Genomic DNA, 21,847 nt, shown 5'->3' with positions numbered 1-21,847 from the left:
TTTTCAAAGCACCCCCTTGCCGAGTTCTTCTTGAATTACTGTGGATAGTTTTCCACAAAAGGAGACGACATGAATACCCAATTAGCCGCCAACAGAAAATCAGATTACGTTGTTGCAAAATTTGGTGGCACCAGTGTAGCTAACTTTGATGCTATGAGCCGCTGCGCTGAAATCATTTGTGCTGATAATCAAGTACGTATAGTTGCTGTGAGTGCCAGTGCGGGCGTGACAAACCATTTAGTTGCATTGTGTAAAGCTGATTTGAGTGCGGCTGAACGTGATGAGCACATTACTGGCGTTGTCGCAATTCAAGAAGCAATCTTGGCAGAGCTGTCACTGGACGCTGATTTAGCACATGGCTTTAATGAAACGCTTAAGGCTTTTCAAAAGCTAGCATCAGACGGGGCTAAGTCAGTAGCAGATCAAGATGAACTATTGAGCTTTGGCGAGCGTTTGTCATCGTATTTATTTACTCAAGTATTACGCGGTCAAGGTCTTGATGCGGTGCGTTTTGATGTACGTAAAGTGCTAAAAACAGATAGCCAATTTGCTAAAGCTACCCCAAATGTTGCAGCAACCGCTGCGGCTGCTAAAGAGCATTTAGTGCCGCTACTTGATGACCATGTTGTGGTAACCCAAGGTTTTATTGGTAGCAATGAACATAATCAAACGACCACTTTAGGCCGTGGTGGTTCAGATTACAGTGCTGCATTACTCGCTGAAGCAATTAACGCAAAAAGCGTGCATATTTGGACCGATGTTGTGGGTATTTTCAGTACTGATCCGCGTTTATGCGCTAAAGCAAGCCCAATTGCACGCTTAAGCTTTGATGAAGCGGCCGAAATGGCAACGTTTGGTGCAAAAGTACTGCACCCTGCAACCATTTTACCTGCAAGCCGAAGCCATATTAGTGTGTTTGTTGGTTCAAGCCGTGAGCCGCAATTAGGTGGTACATGGATTGAAAAAGAAAAGTCTCAGCAACCAGGTATTCGTGCCGTAACACAGCGTAAAAACCAAATTCTGTTAACGGTTAAAAGCCCAGAAATGCTCCTAGCGAGTGGTTTCTTAGCCCGTGTTTTCACCATTTTAAGTGAGTTTAATATTTCGGTTGATTTGGTTACTACCTCCGAGATCAGTGTTGCAATCACTTTAGATAACGCACCAAATGCATCACGCCCTGAGCTTGATCAAGCTTGTTTAGATAAGCTTTCTGAGTTTTGTCATGTGTCGGTTGAGAATAACTTAACGCTGGTGGCTTTAATTGGTTCTGAAATTCAATTACGTCAGCAAGAAATGAACTTAATGCAGGTATTAAGCGATTTTAATATTCGTTTAATTTGCCACGGTGCAAGTAAACATAACCTGTGTTTCTTAGTTGAGCAAAGTGAGTCAGATGAAGTCGTGCAGGCTATTCACAGCCGACTATTAGAAAACCAAGTCGCGGCGTAAGTCATTAAAGTTAATAAAAGAGCACTGCCAGTCAGTGCTTTTTTGTGCCACAACACTTATATCAAAACCTTCAATAGAGTTACTACTCGCGCTGAAATCATGTTTGCTCAATTCTTCAAATACATTAGGAGCAAGTAGTTTCGCAATCGGCTGAGCACTTGCTTTGGCAAGCGCTTCTTTTAATGTCCAAATTCTAAAAAAGCACTGTGCCTGTTCATCGGGAGCGTCAAAACGGCTAATTAAGTCAACTTCATCTTGATGATAAAAATGCTTTGCGAGTTTGATAAAAGGGCGAGGTTTACTGCTTTGTTCAATATCAAAACCAAATAGCTGCTGTTTTGGGTTAAGAGCAGCGCCAATTAAACCATTTGAATGTGATAAACAAGCCCACACAGGTTCTCTTCGTTTTGTATGTAATTTGAGCTTGCTGTCTTTGTCATCAAACTGGCTTGATATTTCACTGAGCGCTAAATCGTCATGAGGGTAAGCATGTTGATACAAATACTTTAACGTTAGGCGAGTTGCTAAGTACTCTTGCTTGGCACTTGGCACTTTGCGTTTTTCAAGTACGCTTAATTCAAACTCACTGAGTAATTTATCAAGGGGTAAACTTGCAACATCAATACATGTTGCATCCATAAGCATGATTTTTTTGGCCGTTGTTTGGCGTTGTTGCTCGATGATAAGAGTGTTCGAAAAGTAGTGACTGCTCATGGTTTAACGCTTACACGGGGCTTGAATTTAGTTTTGTTTATTTTTACAGCAAATGCACTTTTATAGGCATGAACAAACGCAAATAGTTTACGCAGTTGACTGTAATTATGGTTTAATGAGGAAAAATAATAACAGATTTGTAGATGTATGGCACAAGTTCGTGACGGCTTTCAAAGTCGATTAGGTTTCGTTTTAGCAGCTTCTGGCGCGGCGGTAGGTTTAGGTAATATTTGGGGCTTTCCAACACAAGCGGCAAACCATGGCGGCGGTGCATTTTTACTCGTTTACTTCATTGTTATTTTCTTATTAGCGCTTCCAGCTCTTTATACAGAGCTGTACTTAGGCCACCAAGCGCAAGCTAATCCGGTAAAAGCATTATCTAGTGCATGGCAAGACACAGCGCCAAAAGTGGGGGCCGCAGCTGGCTATATTGGCCTCTTTGGTGCGATTGTGATGCTGAGCTTTTATTCGATAGTTGCAGGGTGGATGCTCGCTTATGCGCTGGAGCCAGTCGCAAGCTTCTTTGGTTTTACTGAGCTAAGTAACTTTTTACACAGTGACTCCATGGCGCGCAATTTTGTGTTTACGCCACTGATGCTTATTCTTACTGCGAGTATTATTTTAAAAGGCGTTAAATCAGGTATCGAAACTTGGTCACGTCGCTTAATGCCATTATTGCTAGTGTTATTAGTTGCGTTAATTGCTTATATCGCGACCCTAGATGGTGCGCTGGATGGTTTTGCAGCCTATTTAGTGCCAGATTTTAGTCAAATTCTTGATGCAAACTTAATTATTGCGGCAATGGGGCAAGCGTTCTTTTCGCTGTCGTTAGGTGTTGGCTGTATGATGGTTTACGGCTCTTATTTAAAGCCAGATGCCAACCTGCCTAAACTAACCGGCACTGTGGCACTGCTTGATACCGGTGTGGCCTTCTTAGCGGGTTTATTGATTATTCCGGCTATTTTTGTTGCCCAACATAACGGTGTAGAGGTATTTAGCGGCGGTAAATTGGTTGGTGAAGGGCAGTTAATTTTTGCGATTTTACCTGAACTGTTTAGCACAATGGGCCAAGTGGGTTTACTCGTTGGCTTATTATTCTTTGTTTTAATGTCGATTGCCTCAGTGACATCAACCATCTCATCGACCGAAATTCCAGTGGCATTTTTAGTTGAGAATCACAGTGTAGAGCGCAAAAAAGCAACCTTATTTGTAACGCTAATCGTGTTTATTGCCTCATCACTGATTATCTTAAACTTTGACTGGTTATTTGGTTTAGTCATTATGGTACTTACACAGTACCAATTACCTTTAATGGGGCTGTTCTATTTCATTACTGTTGGTTGGTTATGGCAGCGTGGTAATAAATTGCATCAAGTATCGAGCGGCCCTCATTATTGGTTTGCCCAGTACATTCGCTTTATCTGCCCGTTATTAATGACGGCGGTATTCGTGAACGTGGCGTTGTTGAAGTAGAAAGTCCAGTTGCGAGTTTCTAGTTACTAGATAAAAGTAAAAGGCGTGGGTTTAAACTCACGCCTTTTTTAATTTAAGGTGCATTTGCCTTATATAACTTCGTTAGTTAATGGTAAGCCTTGGCTTATTTCATTGGCACTTTGTAATGTGGTACAGGCTATTTCGCTCAGTGCTTCTTGGGTGAAGAAGCCTTGGTGGCCTGTCACTAACACATTCGGAAAACTAATAAGGCGTGAAAAAATATCGTCTTGCATGATTTCTTCACGGTGATCTTTAAAGAATAACTCTGACTCTTGCTCATACACATCTAGGCCTAGGTGTCCAAGCTTTTTAGACTTAAGCGCTTGAATACATGCTTGGCTATCAAGAAGTGCACCACGAGAGGTGTTAATCAGCATGACACCGTCTTTCATTTTCTCAAATGCGCTAGCATCAATTAAATGATGAGTATGCTCGTTGAGCGGGCAGTGCAATGAGATGACATCACTTTGGGTAAGCAATGTGTCTAAATCGCACAGGGTATAAGGGCCTTCACCAGCCATAGGATCGCACACGAGTACCTTAGCTCCAAAGCCATTTAATATATTTACCAGCGCTAAACCGATTTTGCCGCAGCCTATAATCCCAATAGTTTTTTTAAACAGATTAAAACCAAGTAAACCGTTTAAATCAAAGTTGCCTTCACGTACTCGGTTAAAGGCTTTATGGGTTTTTCGGTTGAGCGTTAGCATGAGTGCAATACAATGCTCTGCTACTGCTTCTGGGCTATATGCAGGGACGCGGCAAACCTTGATGTTATGCTCTTTGGCAGCATCAAGGTCTACATTATTGAAGCCCGCACAACGCAATAAGATTGCTTTAATGCCAACAGCCGCCATATCTGCAATGACGTGTTTGTCGACCGTATCGTTTACAAACACGCACACTGCATCGAAACCTTGGCAGAGGGGCGTGGTATTGCTGTTTAAGGATTGCTCAAAATAACTGAGCGAAACAGACTCAGCGTATTCAGTTAGATTCCTTTCAAAAAACGGTTGCTCATACTTTTGCGCACTGAATAAGGCCAGTTTCATCATTTAAATTACTCTCTATCACCATTTTGAGGGTTTCGGGCTTGGTGCGCGGGGCATATCGCGCAACGAGTTGACCCTCTGAGTTTATAAGAAATTTGGTGAAATTCCATTTAATTGCACGGTTTTGTGCAATTCCACGGGTATGACACTTTAAATAATTAAATAACGGGTGGGCGTCTGGGCCGTTGACTAACACCTTGTTAAAAATAGGAAAGCTGACATCAAAGTGTTGCTGATAAAAGGCTTTAAGCTCATTGCCATCTAGAGGTTCATTGTGGCCAAATTGATTACAGGCAAAACCGAGTACGGTAAATCCTTGCTGTTTATATTCTTGATAGAGTTTTTCAAGGCTTGCCATTTGCACTGAAAAATTACATTTGCTGGCAATATTGACGATAAGCGCTGTTTTACCTTGTAACGATTCAAGGCTAAAGTTTTCACCAGATGCAAGCTGGGCATTGAAACGATATATACTATCCATGTTTTACCTGTGTGTTTTTTAACGGTTTAAATGAACTTTTTTTCATTCGCTTTTTAGTTATTCGGTTGAGATAATGAAATTGTTACTAATTTATCACTCAAATAGGTCAGTTTTATGTCAATGAAAGTCGCCTTCATCGGATTAGGTGTAATGGGTTACCCAATGGCGGGTCATCTTGCCAACGCAGGTCACAACGTGACAGTTTACAACCGCACAACGGTTAAAGCGCAAAAGTGGGTTTCTGAGTATCAAGGTGAATACGCTGAAACACCAAGTAAAGCAGCAAAAGGGGCTGATATCGTTTTCATGTGCGTAGGTAATGATGATGATTTACGTTCAGTTGTTTATGGCGAACAGGGTGTGCTGGCAAGCATGCATGAGGGCAGCTATTTAGTTGACCACACTACAACGTCAGCTGAAGTGGCACGTGAAGTGGCTGCTCAAGCGAAACTACAAGGCATCGCATTTTTAGATGCGCCGGTTTCTGGCGGTCAAGCTGGGGCAGAAAATGGTGTATTAACCGTGATGGTTGGTGGCGACGAAGCTGATTTTAATGTTGTTCAACCTGTTATGGCTGCTTTTAGCCGTTTTAGCCAATTATTAGGTGAAGTAGGCTCTGGTCAACTGTGTAAAATGGTAAATCAAATTTGTATTGCGGGTGTGGTACAAGGCTTGGCTGAGGGCTTACACTTTGCAAAACAAGCTGGCCTTGATGGTGAAAAAGTAATTGAAACCATCTCTAAAGGCGCTGCAGGCTCATGGCAGATGGAAAACCGCTACAAAACAATGTGGGCTGGCGAATACGAATTTGGTTTTGCTGTTGATTGGATGCGTAAAGATTTAGGCATCGCTTTGGATGAGGCAAAGGCCAACGGCGCAACTTTGCCGATGACGGCAACAGTTGATCAATATTACGCCGATGTACAAGCGTTAGGCGGCGGCCGCTATGACACATCCAGTTTATTAGCGCGTATCGAAGCGTTACATAAAAAGTAATATCCATAAAAAACGCGACAATGATTGTCGCGTTTTTTATTACATGCTTTGTGCGTAATTGTACAACGCTTTTAATATATGCAGATTTTTCTCGTTATCATCATTTTCATGAGCCAGATTCTCAAGAGTGATCATGAAATCTTGGCCACTGATCGACGGGCTATCTTCACCGTGCATTAGCTTGTTTTGGCAATACTGGCGCCATTTTGCCAATTCATCTTGGCTAAGTGTATGTGGCCAGTTTCGAGCGCGGTATCTGAATAACAAGGTAGCAAACTTTTTATCATCAAAATCAAGCTGCATTGAGGCTAATTGCTCAGGGCTTGCATCACGTATCATAGCAAATTTTGCTTTATCAGCATGGCTGGTAAAACCATCATAAAGTTGATAGTCAGGGTTAGTGGTTTCGCCGTAATCACGTTGTTCGTTAAACACTTCGGTTACTTTGTCGCGAAGCTCAGTGTTGGCTTTTAAAATAGCGAGATTTTGTAGGCATTTTTCGCGGTCAATACCTAATCGGGCTGCGTTCTCTGGTAACAAGGTTTTTGCTGGTGCGAGAATAGGGCACTTATTTAAATGCACGAGTTTTAAGCCTACCGGTGCTTCGTCTTCGCCAAGGTCGCTGTGTTTTGTGTAAAGACGCGTGCGTAGCTCTTCAACTGATAAATCTAATAGCACTTGCGGATCTTCAGTCAAATTAAAGCAAATAATGGCGTTTTTATTGACTGGGTGAAAGCTCATTGGTGCAATCCAGCTGGTGCAGCCTTGGCTTGCTGGAATTCGTGACGAAGTGTGCACAAGTGGTGTCATATTAAATACATCAACTAAATCAGCCAGTGCTTTTTTAGAACGTAAGCTAAAGAAAAACTGATACAACTTAGGTTGTTTTTCTTTTATTAATTTTGCCAACGCTATGGTTGCCGTTACATCACTTAATGCATCGTGAGCGGCTGCATGCTCAATGCCATTGGCAACGGTTAAGTGCTCGAGCTTAAAGCTCGGTGTACCGTCTTCTTTGAGCGGCCATTCAATACCTTCTGGGCGCAGTGCATAACAGGCACGCACTAAATCAATAATATCCCAGCGGCTATTATTGTTTTTATATTCACGCTCGTAAGGGTCATAAAAATTACGGTATAAGCTGTAACGTGTGACTTCATCATCAAAACGGATACTGTTATAGCCCGCAACACAGGTGTTAGGTTGGCTAAATTCAGCATGGATCTTCGCCATAAACTCAGCTTCAACTAAGCCTTTTTGCATTGCAACTTGCGGGGTAATACCCGTTATTAAACACGCCTCAGGGTGCGGCAAGTAATCGGCTGCAGGCTTGCAATATTCAATTAACGGCTCACCAATAATATTCAAATCGAGATCGGTACGAATACCTGCAAATTGACTTGGGCGGTCCTTTTGCGGGCTTGCGCCAAATGTTTCGTAGTCGTGCCAATAAATTGTTGGTTGCTGTTGTTCTGGATATGCCATGCATTAAACCTTGCTAAGCGTTGGGCCGCTTTGACTTATTTTTGAATTGACAGAATTATGGCATAGAGGCTTGTTAGTTTATAGAGTTAAAGGTGCTGATGCTGTTTAGTGGTCGTTTTATATACCTGCGTGGTATAAAAAATAGCCTAACGGCTAGGTTTTATGCTTATATAGGGTCTAGTCGTTAGTTTTTACCTAAATTTTTATTGTAGTGGCTCGGTATTTGCTAACGAAAGCTATCTTTAACAATGAAGGAACAAAAAAATGACTTTATCAGCTTTATTACTATCTACTTTAGCATTCGACGCAGCACCAGCTTCAACTAACTCAGTTGAGCTGCTTAAAAATACTGGTGGTATCATTATCCTAAACCCAAAAAAGAAAACTATAAATAATACTGGTGGTATCATCATCTTGAATCCAAAGAAAAAAGAAAATTAATTTAATCTAAAGAAACCAGCTTTAAGCTGGTTTTTTTTCCTTTTTGGGTTTAGCATAGAATCTAAAAAACGGTTAGACCAAGTGGAATTTTTTGAAAACCTGTATGAAAAGTGGATGGTAATTCAACCATACACAACAGCTTTTTCCTCTCAAGCTGTAATTGCAACAGCTTTTATTATCGCTCTGATAAACTCACTGAGAAAAGCCTTAGCTAACAAAGAGCTTTTTAGTAATTTCGTAACCATTGCTTTTGTTTGTGCAAATTATTTGATTACTGCTTTACTAATGGAATATGTATTAGCATACGTCAGCAATCATAGTTCGGCTGCAAGTGCACAAAATATTTATCTTGTTGTTACTATAATAAACCTCGCTACTCTCTATTTTATGTACAAGGCCCACCTAGTTTTTAGTTTTGTTTTTTCCAAACTTTTTTTCGCTGTAGTTAAGCTGTTCATAATCTTGAGTGTATTCCACTTTGTAATTTGGGTGAAATTTGTTGTTCTGGATTTGCAGCAAGAATTTGCACAGATACATTACGTTTACAGCTTTATTGTGTTGTATATCAGCCTTGTACTATCATTTATAATGCTTTTTCCTGATGTATTGCGGACCAAGTTTGGGTGTATAGTAACATTTAGTTTACCGAGGGATCGTAATGCTTGAACTAATTTACATAGCCATTGTCGTTTTAGCCATCTTGCTTGTTGCAAGTACATGGTTGATTGCGCGTAAAAATATCTTTGAAGATCAAATCAGATCTAAATCAGTTGAGGTAGTTTGGTGCACGTTACAAGCTGAGCATGAAACAGATATCAGCAAAGCAATTAAACTATTTAATAAAGCTGAACAGTTAAAGAGTGAAATTGCCACCTTAATGGGTAATTCACCGCAAGCTGCAGACTTTAAGTTAGCAGAGCCTGTTGGGCTTGATAGTAATGAAATAAAAGAGTTATCGCTTGGGGAGCTGCAGCGCTACTACGATAAACAAAATAATATATCCGATATCTACGATAAAATGTACAAAGGTAAGAATTAGTAAAAAGCCAGGTTATTTAACCTGGCTTTGTATTTTGAGCTCATTTTTTATTTGTTTTAGCTGAATATCTGCAAGCTGACTAAGGGCTTCATGAGTGTGGTTATCACCTTTAATTAGCCCCGCCATAGAAAGCTTTTTTATACTCTTAATAATACCGTTACTTACTGCTTGTAGTAACGCCCCATCAAGTGTCACTGTGGTTTGTTCGCTACCATTAAGTAGTGAATCAAAGCTAACTTCAGAAGCTTTAGCCACGTTATCAATTAGTTCATAAGGCACTGCAGCAACTTCAATACTTTGCTCGCAAAAACCTGATGTTAACGATAAGTGCCTTTCTAATTCAGCATAGTTTTGCACCTTACAAAGCGTACATATGCGCTTAAAAATATCACTCACATGCTGTTGCTCGGTGCTGAGCGTTTGATTAAACATAGCATGTCCTTGCGCTGCTTTTTTGTTTATATTAAACGACTTTTCAGAAGATCTCATTAATAAAGTTAAGGTGTGACCGTTTTTTAGCCCATAAATAATGCTATTTGATGGTATAAGCCAATTCCTACTAATACATTGAAAGGAAAGGTAATGCCCAAAGAACATAACATGGCTAAACCAATGTCTGCATCGGGTATGGCTGCTTTAATCGCGGCAGGGGCTGCTATGTAAGAGGCACTTGCAACTAGGCTTGCTAGTATTACCACAGAGCCTAATTCTAGTTGTAATGCAGTACCAACGCAGACCCCGATTGCACCTAATAAATTTGGTGTTATAAGAGCAAATAATGCTAATCGCCATTGGTGCCATGGAATAGGGCGCAGAGTTTGTGCAGCCATTAAACCCATTTCAAGTAGGAATAGTGCCAGCACAACTTTAAAGCTGTTCGTTAAGAGACTCGTTACTTGGCTCCCTTGTTGCGTCCCGTACATCATGCCAATAATTACACCACCAACTAGCAGAAAGACACTTTTGTTAGTAAGTGTTTCATGCCAAAGTGCTTTTAGAGAAAGGTTTTGTCCAGAACCATTACCAAGGCGGCGATACAGTAACAATCCAACAATAATCGCAGGTAACTCAAGCATTACTAAATAAAGTGTGACTTCAGCACCTACATTAAGTGAATTCGATTCAGCATAGGCTAAAGCAACTGCAAATGTACCTGCGCTTACTGAGCCGTAATGGGCAGCAATACTTGCGCTATTAGCAACAGAGAGGTTTAGCAGTTTGTTTAAAATAGGAAACAGCATCAATGGTATTAAGCCACCAAGTAGTAATACAGCGCCCATTTCTGGTAGAAGTTGCCAATGCAAATTGCCATGCAGCACCATACCTCCTTTTAAGCCAATGGTGAGCATTAACAATAGGCTAAGAGTTTCATAGGTCGCTTGCGGAATTTTTAGGTCAGAGCGAAGTAATCCGGCAGTGAGTCCTAAAACAAAAAACATTACAACAATATCAGGCACTTTGTTCTCCTCTTGATTAAAAAGCGCCGCTATTCTAGATAAAAAATCACATAGTAAATAATAAAATAAATGATAATATCCTATAGGTTTTTATCTATGGGTTTGATTTTATGGATTTAAGGCATATTTCTTTTCGTTTACTCGAGGTATTCATGTGCGTTGTAAAAACACGCTCAATTAGTGAAACAGCAAGGCAATTACATTTAACGCAACCAACGGTATCGCAGCAAATTAAACGCTTACAAGAAACAGTCAATGAGCCATTAGTGATGGTTAATCAGCAGCGAATTCATGTTACTGAAGCGGGTTTTGCATTGTTTCAAACTTGTCAGCAGGTGTTTGGTCACTTTGATGACTATCAAGATTATCTTGCTGAGCTTAGAGGTGGTGAGAGAGGGCGCTGTAAAATAGCCATGGTTAACACCGCGCAATATATCTTGCCTAAGTTACTTGGTCCGTATAGTAATTTACACCCTCATGTTGAGTTACCCCTTGAAATAGGTAACCGGGCTGAAGTGCTAGCCCGTTTTGAAAGAGGAGAAGACGATATTTATGTCTTTAGTCATCCACCTTCATTAGAACATGCAAAAGCAGGACGGTTTTTACAAAACCCATTAGTGTTTATTGCACCAACCAACCATGCGCTCGCGAGTCAGACTCAGGTCACATTACAAGACTTAGTATCTGAACGTTTTTTGCTTCGAGAACCTGGCTCTGCCACACGAATGCTGTTTGAAAGTGAACTGCAAAGCAGAGGCTTTGTATTAAGCAACACAGTACAAATGGCAAGTAACGAAGCTATTCGGGTTGCGGTTGGTTCAGGAATGGGGCTAGGCGTTGTTTCTCGCCATGTATTGCCACCCCATGATACAAGTTTTTGTATGTTAGATGTAAAAGATGTCAATTTAGCTAGTCATTGGTATTTTGTGGTACGCACCGATCGCCATTTATCTCATGCGGCGCGTAGCTTTTTAAAATTTGCTCAATTGAATTTAGAACAATGCTTAAATAAACAGTGGGTCACTAATGAGCTAAACCTACTCAATGAAAGCTTAAATTAAAGATTCTAACTACCGCATTTAAAATGCCATAGTTACAACTTGATTTCGGCCATTTGACTTGGCTTTGTACAAACCTTTATCGGCTTCTGCGAGCAATTCATTGACATTATTGGTGCCCGATTTATGTGTAATAATACCGACACTGATCGTAAGCTTTAGAGCTTTGTTTTGATATAAGAAACGATCGTTGTGTATCGCTAAACGAATTCGTTCAGATAGGCTTTCGCCTTGAGTTTGAGTGGTGCTAGGTAATATGACTGCAAATTCTTCACCACCGATTCTGGCCACCAAATCGTGTTCACGTAGTTGGCTTTTAATCTTTTTTGCAACCCATTTGAGTGCTTCATCTCCTGTTTCGTGACCATATTGGTCATTTACTTTTTTAAAGAAATCGATATCAATCATCAAAGCGCAGAGTTCAGTCAGGTTATGATTAGCTTGTTCTAAGTAGCTGTTACTAATTGTTATAAATGATCTACGGTTTAATAATCCAGTGAGTGGATCTCGATTTGCTAGATCGTTTAGTACTTGCTCTGATTCTAAAAACATCATTAATGGCCAGATCATGGCGGTTAGAGTGGTAATTATAATATGGCTTATCAGAATGACCGCGAGAATGTGAGTTAAATCAGTATCAATAATGTCTTGATAATCCGAAACTAAAAGCGAAAACTGTAAAAGCATAATTAAAGCATGAATTACAAAGCATAGTTTTAGTAAAGCAAGATGCATAATGCGCTCAACCTGTAGTTTTCTGAGGGCAAAAGCAGCGTAGCTAAAGCATATGGCGATAATGGCCGTGGTGATTATTTGGTTTAACGGGGAGTCATGCACTGGCAGCAATATCAGCATGGATAGAATCACTACAAATGCACAGGCTTTATGATATTTTTTATCTGACTGACTGAACGCATGGATCCCTAAAATTGCAGCTAAAGGCGCTGAAATAATGAGTAAATCAGCCAAGTAATGGGTAATTAAGGGGAAGTCGATAAAAACACGCAGAGATGCGGTGATCTGCGCAAATACGAAAAGTAAACACGAACTACCCCAATATAAATAGCTTGCTTGTTGTCTCAAGAAATATAAAGACAGTAGAAACGCCCCAATAATCACATTCAATAAAATTGAAATGCTGATTATGGTGGGTAAATGCATCATGATTTTCCCTGGATAATCACTCGACTAAAATCAAGTTAATTATTATGTATTAGTTGAATCTTATCAACCAGTACATTGTAACTATAATTTCAGACTTTCTAATGCGGGCTTCAATGTTGGGTAATGGAAGCGGAAATTGTGATTAAGTAATTTATTGGGAAGCACAAATTGACCATGAAGTAGAAGATCTGACATCTCTCCCATCATCAATTTGAGAACCCAACTAGGCATACGCAACATGGCAGGACGCGAAATTACATTCGCAAGTGTTTGACTAAATTCATTATTATCAACGGGGTTTGGCGCGGTGGCATTAATTGGTCCGTGAATCTCTTGATGTGAAAGCACAAAAAGAATGAGTTGGATCATGTCGTCAATATGGATCCACGACATCCCTTGACGACCATGACCTAAAGGGCCACCAAAACCAAACTTGAAAGCTGGCAACATTTTACCTAAAGCTCCCCCTTGTTTTGCTAAAACGATGCCTGTACGCAGCAAGCAAACGCGAGTTTGATCACCATGCGCTTTCGTTGCGGCATGCTCCCAATCACGACAAAGGACATGGCTAAATTCAGGGTATATATCATTAAAGCTTTCATCGATTGGCTGGTTTTCTTGACGGCCATAAAAACCAATCGCACTGCCAGAAATGAATGTGTGAGGAGGGGACTCACAGCGGCTAATCGCTTTTGAGATTTGTTGGGTAAGATTAATCCGGCTATTAAGTAAAGTGCGCTTTTGCGATTCACTCCAACGTTTATTGACGATTGGCTCTCCTGCAAGATTAATGACAGCATCAATCTCTTCAAAATTGACTTCATCTAACGACTTAACTGTGTGTACCTGATGAGTTAGTATCACAGCAGCTTGTATCGGATTGCGTGTTAGCACAGTAACCTTGTGGTGATTAAGTAAGAAAGGGCACAAATGTCTACCAATGAGGCCTGTTCCACCTGTTAATAAAATATGCATAGTGCTACCTTAATTAAAATCTGTGTATATTTTTTATACATAGTGATGGGGCTTTTTGCAAATTTATACTTATAAAGCAGTAATTTAGATTAGTCTTCTAGCCGCGATTGTTGTGTATGTGATAACTATTCTTTGACTCATGCTTAGCGTGATACATTGCTTGGTCAGCGAGTTTAAGTAGATGTTGATGATTTAGGCTGTGATCAGGAGCGAGGGCTACTCCAATACTTAATGAAATATTTAATGTCAGCTGTTCGAGTACAAAAGGATTGTCAAAACGTGCTAATAAATGAGTGATCATCGCATTAACGTATCTGTATTTGGCAATATTATGTGTAATTATGACAAATTCATCTCCTCCATAACGATATACATCATCATCAGCTCTAACAGATGACGTAATTCGTTTTGCGGTTTCAATGAGAATTTGGTCACCAATTAAATGACCATACTCATCATTCAGTTTTTTGAATTTATTGATATCTATAAATATAACGGCCAGCTTACTGTCTTTAGAGCAAGTAGAAATGGCTTGCTTTAATGCAGGCTTTAGTTCTGTTCTATTCAAAACACCTGTAAGGTGATCATGACTAGCTTGAAAATTTAACTTGCTCGTTCGTTTATAAACAATGTCACTCATGCGTGCAAAACGTTTTAACACAAAGCCAATTTCATCGTTGTAATTAATCGTCAACATTTTAGGTCTTTCGCCTTTTTCTAGTTGTTCAGTGTTTTGAATTAACAACTTAAGAGGTTTAAAAAGCCTTGAATTAATATAAAAAGCACAAAAAACTAACAAGGTCACTATTAGTGGTATTTGCAAAGTAACAAACCGAGTTATGAATAGTCTGTTTCTTTGGTAGTCAGCATTTTGCTGTTCTAGCTTGGCACGTTCAATATTTTGAAACAGTAAAATATGCTTGCGGATTTGGTCCATATACTGTTTCCCCTCATTCGTCAAAACAATCGCTTTTGCTTCTTCGATTGCATATGGCGTGTTTTGCATTACAAGTGTGACAGTTAACGCTAACTCCGCTAACTTTTTGTCGACTAGCTCATCTATTACTGCAAGTGTATTTTGTTGTTCGGGGTTACTTAGCGTTAGTCTATTGATGGCTAAAAAATGTTGTTTAACTTGTTCAAGTGCCGCGTAGTAGGGTTCTAAATAGTTCAGATCCTGCGTTAATAAATAACCACGTTGCCCGGTTTCTGCGTTCGTTATTTGATTGTAGAGCTTTTCTGATTCATCGAGCACATCATGAGTATGGATCACTGCCTCAAGCTTAGCCTGACCTTGTTTATCTAATACATAGATAATGAAGGTATTGGCTACCACCACTAAAAAAATGGTAGATAGCAAAAAGATGAATTTAATTCTCAGCGACATTGAAATAGCGACAGCCTAAAATTACTAACCTTTAATGATAAAGTATTGACTGAGATTGAGTATTTTACCAGTTTGAGTTTTGATATATGGATTCAAAATTTTAGCTAATTCATTAATGTGAGCTTAACAAATTGGTGCAGATTGTGTTTATTTTTGGTATTTTGGTCCCGATAATAAGTAAAAAATGTATTTAAGGAACTATTATGCATAAGGGATTAATTGCAGGTGCTGCAGTTTTTAGTATGTTCAGTGCATACTCTCTTCAAGCTGCAACAGTCGAAAGGGTAAGTCCATCTAACAAGCCTCAACTTCAAAACCTGTTGTTAATGAATCAGACTCTTCAAAAAAGCCAAATAAAAGGCTCTTATTTTGAAGAAATTACTTCTACTCACCAACACTCTAATAGTGTGTTAAGAAAAAGCTCATCAAATAAAATTCTGCAGCAGTATTACTCTGGTATTCCTATTTGGGGTCAGCAAATTCGTGTTCAAGAGAAGTCACAGCACATGAGTGGCTTTTTTGCGACCGGCATCAATGATGCGCAATTACAATTAAGAGCGAACAATCAATTTGATTTAGATACTGCAGTTAACGCAGTACTTGAAGCTGCTAAATTGTCATTAGACTTGCCATATAAGCTTATAAAATCAGAACGTTATATTTATGTTAAGGATGATAAAGCTCATTACGCATATTTAATTGAACTTGAAATTTTAAATGCCGAACATGAGTCAAAGCCTTCAGCTATCATCAGTGAAAATACTTATGAAGTGTATAAAGCGTGGAATAATATTAAGCACACACAGGCGATGGGTCCTGGGGGGAATGAGAAAGTTGGCCGTTATGAATATGGCGAAGATTATCCTGCCTTTGCAGTTTCTCAAGTAGGAGAAACATGCTTTTTAGAGAATGATAAAGTGAAAACTGTTTCGATGGAGTCAGGCAGTGAGCCATCATCTGCGTTTTCATTCCCGTGTGATCGAAATACTCACAAAGAGGTCAATGGTGCCTATTCGCCTTTAAACGATGCGCATGCATTTGGTACCTCAGTGTTTGATATGTATGAGCAATGGTACAACACGGCGCCCCTGACCTTTAAATTATTACTGCGTGTTCACCAAGGAGATGGATGGGAAAACGCCACCTGGAATGGCTCTGCGATGAGTTTTGGTGATGGTGCTGATAGCTTTTACCCACTAGTATCTTTGGATATTGTATCTCACGAGGTAAGTCATGGTGTAACAGAACAAAATTCTAATTTATTTTATTTTGACCAATCAGGCGGGATAAATGAATCTTTTTCAGACATGGCTGGTGAAACTGCTGAATACTTTGTCAGAGGCACTACAGATTGGTTGTCGGGTGCCGACATCACAAAAAATAGAACTGCATTGCGTTATTTTGAAACGCCGTCAAATGATGGTATTTCAATAGACAATGCATCAGAGTTTTATTCTGGCATTGATGTCCATTACAGTAGTGGTGTATTTAACAGAGCATTTTATTTACTTGCAAATAAGCCTGAGTGGGATCCGCGAAAAGCTTTTCAAATTATGCTTTACGCAAACCAAAATTATTGGGTTAATTCAACTGACTTTATCGATGGAGCATGTGGTGCAATAAACAGTGCCATTGATTTAGGTTATGCGGCAAATGATGTTGTTGATGCATTCAATACGGTAGGTGTTGTATGTAATAATATTCAATTCATTGATAATGATAACGATGAAATGGATGACAATTGGGAGTTGTTATATTCACTCGATCCATCAGACCCTACAGATGCAGCAGGTGACCTTGATGAAGATGGATTGAGCAACCTAGAAGAATACAGATTAAATTCGTTGCCAAATAATTCTGATACAGATGACGATGGCCTAACGGACTATCAAGAACATCTTGAATATCAAACGAGCTTAACTAATCCAGATTCTGATAACGACAAAATGACAGATGGTTGGGAAGTCAATTTTTCGTTAGATCCACTAGACAGTGCAGATGCACAAAGTGACTTAGATCAAGATAGCTTCACTAACCTAATTGAATTTTTATTAGGTTCAGACCCAACGGATGCTGATTCTACGCCTTCAATTCCTGCAACAATCTCTTTTAACTTTAACGATAATCTTGTTCCTGAAAGTTTTAATTTTACAGATCCTTCTACGTCATGGGTAACGTCACAAATAGATGAAAGCTATAGCTTCTCTTTGGCTAATAATGATATTGACGATAGTCAAGCGACTAGTTTTGAATACAGCTTTGTAACAGACCAGACTAAGTATTTAAGTTTCATTTATAAACTTTCTACAGAAGCTGGTTTTGACCATTTGTATGTATATCTAAACGAGCAATTAATTGTTATTGATTCTGGTATTACCGATTGGCGCTCTTTCGAGCAGGTCATTCCTGCAGGCTTAAATACACTTAAATTCGCATATATTAAAGATGGTTCTGTATCATCCGGTTTAGATACTGTCTTCATTGATAACATTTATATCAGTAATGAGTTTGCCGATAATGATGGTGATTCAATACCTGACTCTTGGGAAGTTGTGCACGGCTTAGATCCTTCAAATCCAGATGATGCATTACTAGATAATGATAATGACGGTTTGAGTAATCTAAATGAGTTTTTACATCAGGGAGACCCCAATAACCTTGATACAGATGGAGACCAAATTCCAGACGGCTGGGAATATGAACATGGTCTAAATTTAACAGACTCTACTGATGCCATGCTTGATAGTGATAATGATGGATTTAGCAACTTTACCGAGTTTCAGTTACAAACTGATCCGCAGGATGCAGAGTCATTTCCAGAGCAATTGAATCTAACTAGTTCATTTGAAGATTCTAGACTACCTCAATGGTTTAACCATTCATCAGAGAACAATGCAGATTGGTACATTGATAATAGTTTTGCTACCGATGGTTCGCAAAGCATTCGCTCCGGTAAAATCTCAGATGGTCAAATGAGCTCATTCAGTGCTACAGGCGTCTTCGCTGAAGCATACCTTGTATTTGACTATAAAATAGAGTCTGAAGAATGTTGCGACTCTTTTATAATGAAAATAAATGGTTCAAACAGTGATATTGAGTGGATCGCTGGGACTAAAGAAGGGTCGGTAATTGTTAAAATCCCCGAAGGTGTTAACGTTATTGAGTTTTCATATTCAAAAGATGGATCAATATCTACTGGAGAGGATGCTGTTTGGCTAGATAATTTTAAGTTTATTGCTAAAACGAGCGATGCTGATACAGATAGTGATGGGTTGCCAGATTTTTGGGAAGTTGAAAATGGGCTTAATTTAACTGATGCTAATGATGCATCTTCTGACTTCGACAATGACGAACTAACTGCGCTGCAAGAGTATAGCATTGGAACAGATCCTAGGCATTCGGATAGTGATGGAGATGAACTTCCTGACGGTTACGAAGTAAATGTACTTATGACCTCACCGATTAATGCAAATGTTACTGGTGCTGATTTAGATGAAGATGGTTATACAGACGTACAAGAGTATTATGCACAAAGCTCGCCTTCAGAATACGCTTCAACGCCTTCAGCAATTAATAACCTTTTCGAAAGCTTTGAAAGTGCAGGATTACCTAACCGCTTTACGGTGTTAGCAGCAAATAATGTTGACTGGATTTCAAGTGATACTTGGTCTTCTAACGGAGTGAATAGCCTTTCTTTCAATCCTAAGTTTGATGGCGAAAATTATACAGAAGTAAATGCAGGTTTTGCTATTGCTGGCTTGTTTGAGCAGGGTTTTATCACAATTGACTATAGAGTTAACAAATATGACCGCTTTAATGTTCATCTAAACAACGAAAACATTCAGGTTCAATATAATGAGTCTCGTTTACTAATACCTGTCACTGATGGCTTCAACGTCATAAAACTTAATCTAGTTGATGCTGATTTTTACCGCTATGATCCATTCTTTATTGATAGAGTTATGTGGGTTACAGAGGTTGATACTCGTTTAGATACCGACAATGACGGCATTCCAGATTTTTGGGAGTATCAATTTGGCTTAAATGTTCTTGACTCATACGATGCAAGTCAAGATTTAGACAGAGATGGTTTGACTAACTTAACTGAATTTGAAATAGGGTCAAACCCAACAGCTGAAGATACTGATTCAGATGGTGTGGTTGATAGTGAGGATAGTCATCCAGATGATCCAAATTTAGGAGAAAATTTACCACCTGTTTTCTCTGATTTGACAGCTGTGACAATTGAAGGTGTCTATGAAAACACATCTATTCCTAGAAGTCTTTATCCTGAGGTTACTGATAACAATAGAGCAGCAGTTGAGGTATACCCTTTATCTAGAACGCTAGTATATGGCGAGAATCAAGTAACTTGGGTCGCTGAAGATATTGCAGGGAATAGCGCAAGAGCTGTGCAAACATTCTTTGTTACTGATACGACGGCTCCAACCATCCGAAATGATGTCGTCGCTATGAACGGCGAATTTACTGAAGAACAATTGTTTGAAACCTTGCTAGAGCAATTTATTGTCTTTGATAGGGTATCAGGCATCAAAGAAATAACTGTCGAATCAGGGTTAGATATAGAATTTGAGTCAGGGCGTTACTCTGTAGATATTATCGCAAGCGATAATGCAGGTAATACAGCCTCAGGCACAATAAACCTTCATATAAATCCTCGTATTGATATTCAGCCTTATACCTATGCTTATCGAAATGCTCTGCCCGTCGTTGCGCTTAATGTAAGAGGTAAACCGCTATATGATTATTTGGGGTTAAATTTAAGTGCTGGCAATTATAGCCATTATGTTGGTGACTACAGTATTGAAGGGATTAAGAATGTAGTCTTCCCAAGTATCGTGGAATCGTCAATCGATTCAATTGAGCTTGAAGTATACGACGGCGGTTATACAGGGGAGTTTAGTAAATCTGAAATAATTCATTTAGATGAAGATGCTCCACGTACTATCAGTGCCACTTATAAACAAAATGGTAAGAAAATGGCAAGTTTGGTCAAAGGGAATAGCGCCGAACTTTATATACAAGTATATGGCTTTTCAAATTATGAAAGTTTAGAGCTAAAAGTAACATTATTATCTGCTGAACAAGTCATCAATGAAGTTGACGTGTATATGTATGACACATCAATTTGGAGTGGCTATTTTGGTATTGAAGATGCTTGGCAAGGAGACATTACCTTACAGTATGACATTTTACAAAATGGAGAGTCGGTTATGACTAAAACTGAGACTGTGCCATTGATTAATAATGTTATCTTTGATGATGAAAGTGCGGACACCGATGGTGATAATATCCCCGATAGCATAGAGTGGATAGGCGACAGTGATGGTGATGGGATTGTTGATTTCTTAGATAATTCAGCAAACACCTCGAAAGGGGTACTCGCATCTGACTCTTATGTATATACGAACAATGTTTTCCATATCATCAGAGCAGGTGACGTTATTCGCACTCACAGTGAGCACTTCATAGAAAATATGAATGTCTCTGAGGGCCAACTGCTTGATGCCTTCACCGAGATGAGGGTTGAAGATCCTCATTTCCAATTGAAGAGTGACATGATAAACATCAATGTTGAGCTTGCACAGCGTACAGAATCAGTAGACCTTGCTTTACCAATGCTCGAAAACGCTTTATTAAGCGATGAGCTACAAGCACGCGTACTAACGTTAAATGGTTGGAAATCGGTAGAGATAATTGCAAGCAGTGAGTTTAGTGCTGAGTGCAGCAATTGTTCAGCCATTAGTATTGAAGATGGTAGTGAATTTGACTTAGACGGCGAGAAAAATGGTTTTGTTGAAGTTGTCGCAAAACTTGCCCAAGAAAGTCTTAATAGCGCACCGACATTGTCTCTTATTATTCCAGAAACGATAGAAGAGCTGCATACTTTCGTTTTAGATGCGTCAGGCACGTCAGATAGCGACGCAGATGAGCTAACGTATCACTGGTCTATTTCAATACCTGAAGTTACTATCGAAAACCAAAATGAAAGTATAGCAATCTTAAAAGTGTCAGAGCTAATAGAGTCAAAGCAAGGGACAATTTCTTTAACCATTAACGATGGTTATGAGGAATTTGTTCATGAACAATCTGTTCTATTCGTGCATGTAAACCAATTGCCAACTCTTGAACTTGCTAGTAGTTATACAGTTAATGAGAATGCAGACGGTGTAATTACCGTTTCTGCGACAGATAAGGAATCACAGTCGTTAACTTACAATTGGACGCAAACGCAAGGTCTTCAAGCTGATATTCTTCAATCGAATTCGGCAACGTTAAAATTCAAATCTCCAGCTGTTTCAGAGGATTCATTGCTCAAATTCAAAGTAGCAGTTTCGGATGGGGAAGGAACTACAGAACAATCGATAGATGTTACTGTTAAAAATGTACCTACTACTAGCAATAGTGATAAAGCTGAATCTAGTAGCGGTGGCGTTTTTGTATTTCTCATTGCTTTGTTACCTTTTGTTTATAGAAGGCGACTATACAGAGATTAAAATAGCGAAAAAAGCCCCTTTTAAGGGGCTTTTTTAATAGGAGCAAGTCATTATAAATAATTTAAATACAGTCATAAATTATGATTACTACTGTTGTTATTTGAAATTCTTGGTATGCTTATTAAAGCAAAATAAAA

Annotated in this window: 17 protein-coding genes; 8 read left to right on the top strand and 9 right to left on the bottom strand. The window is 39.3% G+C overall.

Translation table 11 applies throughout. From position 1 onward, the window contains the following. The first annotated feature begins 69 nt into the window (after positions 1-69). On the top strand, positions 70-1,449 hold the full coding sequence (gene lysC, locus BIZ38_RS00820) for a lysine-sensitive aspartokinase 3 (RefSeq protein WP_187489293.1): 1,380 nt from the start codon (positions 70-72) through the stop codon (positions 1,447-1,449). On the opposite strand, the gene BIZ38_RS00815 is transcribed toward lysC, so the two are convergent. Then, complete coding sequence (locus BIZ38_RS00815; protein ID WP_187489292.1) at positions 1,426-2,163, bottom strand: 4'-phosphopantetheinyl transferase family protein; 738 nt, start codon at positions 2,161-2,163, stop codon at positions 1,426-1,428. The two genes, lysC and BIZ38_RS00815, sit on opposite strands and share 24 nt — an antisense overlap. Positions 2,164-2,310: 147 nt before the next feature. On the opposite strand from BIZ38_RS00815, the gene BIZ38_RS00810 reads away from it, so the two are divergent. Beyond that, positions 2,311-3,636, top strand: coding sequence for a sodium-dependent transporter (locus tag BIZ38_RS00810; RefSeq protein ID WP_166340372.1), 1,326 nt, complete (start codon positions 2,311-2,313; stop codon positions 3,634-3,636). 89 nt (positions 3,637-3,725) lie between these two features. Here the strand turns inward: BIZ38_RS00810 and BIZ38_RS00805 are convergent, their stop codons facing one another. Beyond that, on the bottom strand, positions 3,726-4,709 hold the full coding sequence (locus BIZ38_RS00805; RefSeq protein WP_054561682.1) for a 2-hydroxyacid dehydrogenase: 984 nt from the start codon (positions 4,707-4,709) through the stop codon (positions 3,726-3,728). Beyond that, the gene (locus BIZ38_RS00800) at positions 4,675-5,190 is read right to left on the bottom strand and encodes a glutathione peroxidase (RefSeq protein WP_054551485.1); all 516 of its coding nucleotides are present in this window, start codon (positions 5,188-5,190) and stop codon (positions 4,675-4,677) included. The genes BIZ38_RS00805 and BIZ38_RS00800 overlap by 35 nt, the downstream gene beginning before the upstream one ends. Before the next feature lie 114 nt (positions 5,191-5,304). Between BIZ38_RS00800 and BIZ38_RS00795 the strand changes: the two genes are divergently transcribed. Then, positions 5,305-6,186 (top strand): NAD(P)-dependent oxidoreductase, encoded by an 882-nt coding sequence (locus BIZ38_RS00795; RefSeq protein WP_166340370.1) that lies wholly within the window; start codon positions 5,305-5,307, stop codon positions 6,184-6,186. A 39-nt stretch (positions 6,187-6,225) separates the two neighbouring features. On the opposite strand, the gene sbcB is transcribed toward BIZ38_RS00795, so the two are convergent. Beyond that, entirely contained in the window at positions 6,226-7,671 is a 1,446-nt protein-coding gene (gene sbcB / locus BIZ38_RS00790) for an exodeoxyribonuclease I (RefSeq protein ID WP_166340368.1), read from the bottom strand. Between the two features lie 264 nt (positions 7,672-7,935). Between sbcB and BIZ38_RS00785 the strand changes: the two genes are divergently transcribed. The 3 genes from BIZ38_RS00785 to BIZ38_RS00775 all read left to right on the top strand — a co-directional run bounded on the left by BIZ38_RS00785 (position 7,936) and on the right by BIZ38_RS00775 (position 9,151). Beyond that, on the top strand, positions 7,936-8,112 hold the full coding sequence (locus BIZ38_RS00785; RefSeq protein ID WP_187489291.1) for a hypothetical protein: 177 nt from the start codon (positions 7,936-7,938) through the stop codon (positions 8,110-8,112). A gap of 81 nt (positions 8,113-8,193) precedes the next feature. Then, a complete protein-coding gene (locus BIZ38_RS00780) occupies positions 8,194-8,778 on the top strand; it encodes a hypothetical protein (protein ID WP_187489290.1) in 585 nt (194 codons plus the stop codon). Further along, the gene (locus BIZ38_RS00775) at positions 8,771-9,151 is read left to right on the top strand and encodes a hypothetical protein (RefSeq protein ID WP_138600519.1); all 381 of its coding nucleotides are present in this window, start codon (positions 8,771-8,773) and stop codon (positions 9,149-9,151) included. Before BIZ38_RS00780 ends, BIZ38_RS00775 begins: the two co-directional genes overlap by 8 nt. A 12-nt stretch (positions 9,152-9,163) precedes the next feature. Here BIZ38_RS00775 and BIZ38_RS00770 read toward each other — a convergent pair whose 3' ends face one another. Together BIZ38_RS00770 and BIZ38_RS00765 are read right to left on the bottom strand one after the other, a co-directional pair. After that, complete coding sequence (locus BIZ38_RS00770) at positions 9,164-9,583, bottom strand: hypothetical protein (protein ID WP_054551479.1); 420 nt, start codon at positions 9,581-9,583, stop codon at positions 9,164-9,166. Positions 9,584-9,666: 83 nt separating this feature from the next. Continuing rightward, positions 9,667-10,608, bottom strand: a complete 942-nt coding sequence (locus tag BIZ38_RS00765; protein WP_187489289.1) for a sodium-dependent bicarbonate transport family permease — start codon at positions 10,606-10,608, stop codon at positions 9,667-9,669. Positions 10,609-10,718: 110 nt separating this feature from the next. On the opposite strand from BIZ38_RS00765, the gene BIZ38_RS00760 reads away from it, so the two are divergent. Continuing rightward, positions 10,719-11,669, top strand: a complete 951-nt coding sequence (locus tag BIZ38_RS00760; protein ID WP_054551477.1) for a LysR family transcriptional regulator — start codon at positions 10,719-10,721, stop codon at positions 11,667-11,669. 18 nt (positions 11,670-11,687) lie between these two features. On the opposite strand, the gene BIZ38_RS00755 is transcribed toward BIZ38_RS00760, so the two are convergent. The 3 genes from BIZ38_RS00755 to BIZ38_RS00745 form a co-directional block, all read right to left on the bottom strand. Further along, positions 11,688-12,830, bottom strand: a complete 1,143-nt coding sequence (locus BIZ38_RS00755) for a GGDEF domain-containing protein (RefSeq protein ID WP_187489288.1) — start codon at positions 12,828-12,830, stop codon at positions 11,688-11,690. 81 nt (positions 12,831-12,911) lie between these two features. Next, a complete protein-coding gene (locus tag BIZ38_RS00750; protein WP_166340362.1) occupies positions 12,912-13,805 on the bottom strand; it encodes a TIGR01777 family oxidoreductase in 894 nt (297 codons plus the stop codon). Between the two features lie 97 nt (positions 13,806-13,902). Then, positions 13,903-15,192, bottom strand: a complete 1,290-nt coding sequence (locus BIZ38_RS00745; RefSeq protein ID WP_138600527.1) for a diguanylate cyclase domain-containing protein — start codon at positions 15,190-15,192, stop codon at positions 13,903-13,905. Between the two features lie 203 nt (positions 15,193-15,395). On the opposite strand from BIZ38_RS00745, the gene BIZ38_RS00740 reads away from it, so the two are divergent. Further along, on the top strand, positions 15,396-21,710 hold the full coding sequence (locus BIZ38_RS00740; RefSeq protein WP_187489287.1) for a M4 family metallopeptidase: 6,315 nt from the start codon (positions 15,396-15,398) through the stop codon (positions 21,708-21,710). Positions 21,711-21,847 lie beyond the last annotated feature (137 nt).

Origin of the sequence: Pseudoalteromonas sp. BZK2 (genome assembly GCF_014349195.1) — a bacterium.
Lineage (GTDB): Bacteria > Pseudomonadota > Gammaproteobacteria > Enterobacterales > Alteromonadaceae > Pseudoalteromonas > Pseudoalteromonas simplex.
Note: the sequence above shows the minus strand (reverse complement) of the source record. Positions and strands in the feature narration are given on the sequence as shown.